The organism is Pararhizobium sp. DWP1-1-3, from assembly GCF_049896125.1.
Lineage (GTDB): Bacteria > Pseudomonadota > Alphaproteobacteria > Rhizobiales > Rhizobiaceae > Pararhizobium.
Genome location: NZ_JAFCTR010000038.1, coordinates 1 through 3,826 on the forward strand (window position 1 = coordinate 1; position 3,826 = coordinate 3,826).

4 protein-coding genes are annotated in these 3,826 nt (G+C 56.7%); all 4 read right to left on the minus strand.

The features are described 5' to 3' along the window. A partial coding sequence (locus ACP7BS_RS29605; RefSeq protein ID WP_426123582.1) for a GTP-binding protein occupies positions 1-119 on the minus strand: 119 nt, incomplete at its 3' end. A gap of 69 nt (positions 120-188) precedes the next feature. Further along, complete coding sequence (gene fusA, locus ACP7BS_RS29610) at positions 189-2,288, minus strand: elongation factor G (protein ID WP_426240913.1); 2,100 nt, start codon at positions 2,286-2,288, stop codon at positions 189-191. Positions 2,289-2,318: 30 nt separating this feature from the next. Beyond that, complete coding sequence (rpsG, locus tag ACP7BS_RS29615) at positions 2,319-2,789, minus strand: 30S ribosomal protein S7 (RefSeq protein WP_113247978.1); 471 nt, start codon at positions 2,787-2,789, stop codon at positions 2,319-2,321. A 78-nt stretch (positions 2,790-2,867) separates the two neighbouring features. Beyond that, positions 2,868-3,239, minus strand: a complete 372-nt coding sequence (rpsL, locus tag ACP7BS_RS29620) for a 30S ribosomal protein S12 (protein WP_003507760.1) — start codon at positions 3,237-3,239, stop codon at positions 2,868-2,870. Positions 3,240-3,826: the final 587 nt, after the last annotated feature.

Consider the following 3,826-nt stretch of genomic DNA (forward strand, 5'->3'; position numbering starts at 1 on the left):
TTGTATTCGCCGAAATACTTCGTGATCGCTGCCGTCAGCGACGTCTTGCCATGGTCGACGTGGCCGATCGTGCCAATGTTAACGTGCGGCTTATTGCGCTCAAATTTGCTCTTTGCCATTTCCGGCTCTCCGTTTTTTAACCCCGAAGGGGAATTCTCTTGTTTCTGTCAGCTGGCGTTAGGCTCCGGTCACTTCTGACCGGAGTATTTCGCCTGGATTTCCTGTGCCACGTTCGACGGAACCGGCGCATAGTGATCGAAGGTCATCGTGTACTGTGCGCGGCCCTGGCTCATCGAGCGCAGGTTGTCCACGTACTTGAACATGTTGGCCAGCGGCACGTTGGCATTGATCACGACGGCGATGCCGCGTGCTTCCTGGCCCTGGATCTGACCGCGACGCGAGTTCAGATCGCCGATCACGTCACCGACGTAATCTTCCGGCGTCACGACTTCGACCTTCATCATCGGCTCGAGCAACTGGGCGCCAGCCTTCTTGGCTGCTTCACGGAAGCAGGCACGCGAGGCGATTTCGAAGGCGAGAACCGAGGAGTCGACGTCATGGAATGCGCCGTCGATCAGGGTTGCCTTGACGCCGAGCATCGGGAAGCCAGCCAGCGGACCGGAAGACAGGACGCTTTCGATGCCCTTCTGAACGCCGGGGATGTATTCCTTCGGAATGGAACCACCGACGATCTTGGATTCGAACTTGAAGTCGTCGCCTTCTTCATTCGGTTCGAAGACGATCTTGACGCGCGCGAACTGACCGGTACCACCGGACTGCTTCTTGTGCGTGTAGTCTTCTTCATGACGCTTCGTGATCGATTCACGGTAGGCAACCTGCGGCGCGCCGACGGTGGCTTCAACCTTGAATTCGCGGCGCATGCGGTCGACGAGGATGTCGAGGTGAAGTTCACCCATGCCGGCGATGATCGTCTGGCCGGATTCTTCATCCGTCTTGACGCGGAACGAAGGATCTTCAGCAGCCAGGCGGTTGAGCGCGAGGCCCATCTTTTCCTGGTCGCCCTTGGTCTTCGGCTCGATGGCGATCTGGATGACCGGCTCGGGGAATTCCATGCGCTCAAGGATAACCTGGTGCAGCGGATCGCAGAGCGTGTCGCCGGTCGTGGTTTCCTTGAGGCCTGCGAGAGCAACGATGTCGCCGGCAAAGGCTTCTTCGATGTCTTCACGGGAGTTGGAATGCATCTGCAGCATACGGCCGACGCGCTCGCGCTTTTCCTTGACCGTGTTCATGACCGACGTGCCCTTGGAGAGCTTGCCGGAATAGATACGGGCGAAGGTGAGCGAACCGACGAAGGGGTCATTCATGATCTTGAAGGCGAGCATCGACAACGGCTCTTCATCCGACGGATGACGGGCGATTTCGGCTTCGGTCTTCACATCGATGCCCTTGATCGACGGAATGTCGAGCGGCGAAGGCAGATATTCGACAACGGCGTCGAGCAAAGGCTGAACGCCCTTGTTCTTGAAGGCCGTACCGCAGAACATCGGGTGGAACTTCACGTCGATGGTACCGCGGCGAACCAGCTGACGGATCTTGTCGTTGTCCGGCATGATGCCGTTCAGATAGTCTTCCATCGCCTGCTCATCGATATCGACGACCTGTTCGATCATCTTCTCGCGATATTCAGCAGCCTTTTCCTTCATGTCGTCCGGAATCTCGACGACGTCCCACTGGGCGCCGAGCGACTCGTCGCGCCAGATCAGGGCATTCATCTCGATCAGGTCGATAACGCCCTTGAATTCGGTTTCCGCACCGATCGGGAGCTGCATGACAACAGCGATGGCGCCGAGACGGGTCTTGATCATCTCTACCGAGCGGTAGAAGTCAGCACCGGTCTTGTCCATCTTGTTGCAGAAGATCATCCGCGGGACGTTGTACTTTTCAGCCTGGCGCCAGACGGTTTCCGTCTGCGGCTCAACACCGGCATTGGCGTCGAGCAGAGCGATCGCACCGTCGAGAACGCGCAGCGAACGTTCGACTTCGATGGTGAAGTCGACGTGGCCGGGAGTGTCGATGATGTTGAAACGGCGCATCTTGCCGTCGCGACCCTTCCAGTAGGTCGTGGTGGCAGCGGACGTGATGGTGATACCGCGTTCCTGTTCCTGCTCCATCCAGTCCATGGTGGCGGCGCCGTCATGAACTTCACCGATCTTGTGCGACTTGCCAGTGTAGTAGAGAATCCGCTCAGTGGTCGTGGTCTTGCCGGCGTCGATATGCGCCATGATACCGAAATTGCGGTAGTCTTCGATCTTATATTCGCGAGCCATAATGACTGCCTTTCGAAAATTGTACGTCGATTACCAGCGATAGTGCGAGAATGCGCGGTTGGCGTCAGCCATCTTGTGCGTGTCTTCGCGCTTCTTGACAGCGGAACCACGGCCGTTTGCCGCATCCATGAGTTCGCCGCAGAGGCGATCGATCATGGTGGTTTCGTTGCGCTTGCGGGCAGCAGCGATCAGCCAGCGAATGGCAAGTGCCTGGCGGCGCTCAGGACGAACATCGACCGGAACCTGGTAGGTTGCACCACCGACGCGGCGCGAACGAACTTCGACGTGCGGAGCGATATTGTCGAGAGCGGAATGGAACACGGTGACCGGCTCCTGCTTCAGCTTGCCCTGGACCAGATCGAACGCACCGTAAACGATGTTTTCAGCGACCGACTTCTTACCATGAAGCATGATTGCATTCATGAACTTGGTGACGACCAGATCGCCGAACTTCGGGTCCGGATTGATCTCGCGCTTTTCTGCACTATGACGACGTGACATACTTTTGTCTCTCAACTTTGAACGGGCGCCTTAACACGCGGAGAACCTCGCGCAGCACCTTAAATTGTGGAACCCGAATTACTTCGGACGCTTTGCACCATACTTCGAACGGCGCTGCTTACGGTTCTTGACACCCTGGGTATCGAGAACGCCGCGAATGATGTGGTAACGAACGCCCGGCAAGTCCTTTACGCGGCCGCCGCGGATCATGACAACGGAGTGCTCCTGAAGGTTGTGACCTTCGCCCGGAATGTAGCCGATGACTTCGAAGCCGTTGGTGAGGCGGATCTTGGCAACCTTACGCAGAGCCGAGTTCGGCTTCTTCGGGGTCGTTGTATAAACGCGCGTGCAAACGCCACGCTTCTGCGGGTTTTCCTGCAGAGCAGGAACCTTGTTGCGCTTTACCTGTGCCTGACGCGGCTTGCGGATCAGCTGGTTTACGGTAGGCATATAACCATCCCTTACAAATTCTGTCTCAATACCCTTGCGGGCGGATCAATGCCGTCTCCGGCGGTTTCGAACGCCATAAATGCGCAAAACGAGGACCGATCCGCCTTTCGGCAGATGGCCCGCAAAAAGCAGAGGACACCAATATTTTCAGCGTCTTGCGTGCAGCATTTTGGTCTTCAGCGTGCGTTTCGAACCTTGTTTGAGGCGAACTCCAGAACGTGACGTTCCGAACCAGCCAGCCTCACATAGGCTCCGATGGGGCGGGGTGTACTGATTTCGGGGTGTCGCGTCAAGGGGAATTAACAATTATTCTTGGTTCGGCAGGGCTGACATGCCTGCAAAACAAGGCTTTGACGCCGAAACGGGAGCAAGTGGCGATCCTCACGGGGCGGAATCGTCAGAGCGTCCTGTTCAACTTAAAGAATCATAAAGCAATTCTACAATTCCGCAACAACGGCGGGAATCGCCGCACGGCCGTGAATCCAAGTTAACGGTCAAGCGGCGATGATATCGGCCATGTATTGAGGGTTTCGTCCGGCTTTGTTTCGTCTCAGTTTGATGCTTCGCTTGTCTTTATGGCTTCGAAC

Excerpts from the sequence above, each read along its gene's own strand:
- rpsG (WP_113247978.1), bottom strand. The coding sequence starts at position 2,789 with ATGTCACGTCGTCATAGTGCAGAAAAGCGCGAGATCAATCCGGACCCG.
- rpsL (WP_003507760.1), bottom strand. The coding sequence starts at position 3,239 with ATGCCTACCGTAAACCAGCTGATCCGCAAGCCGCGTCAGGCACAGGTA.
- fusA (WP_426240913.1), bottom strand. The coding sequence starts at position 2,288 with ATGGCTCGCGAATATAAGATCGAAGACTACCGCAATTTCGGTATCATG.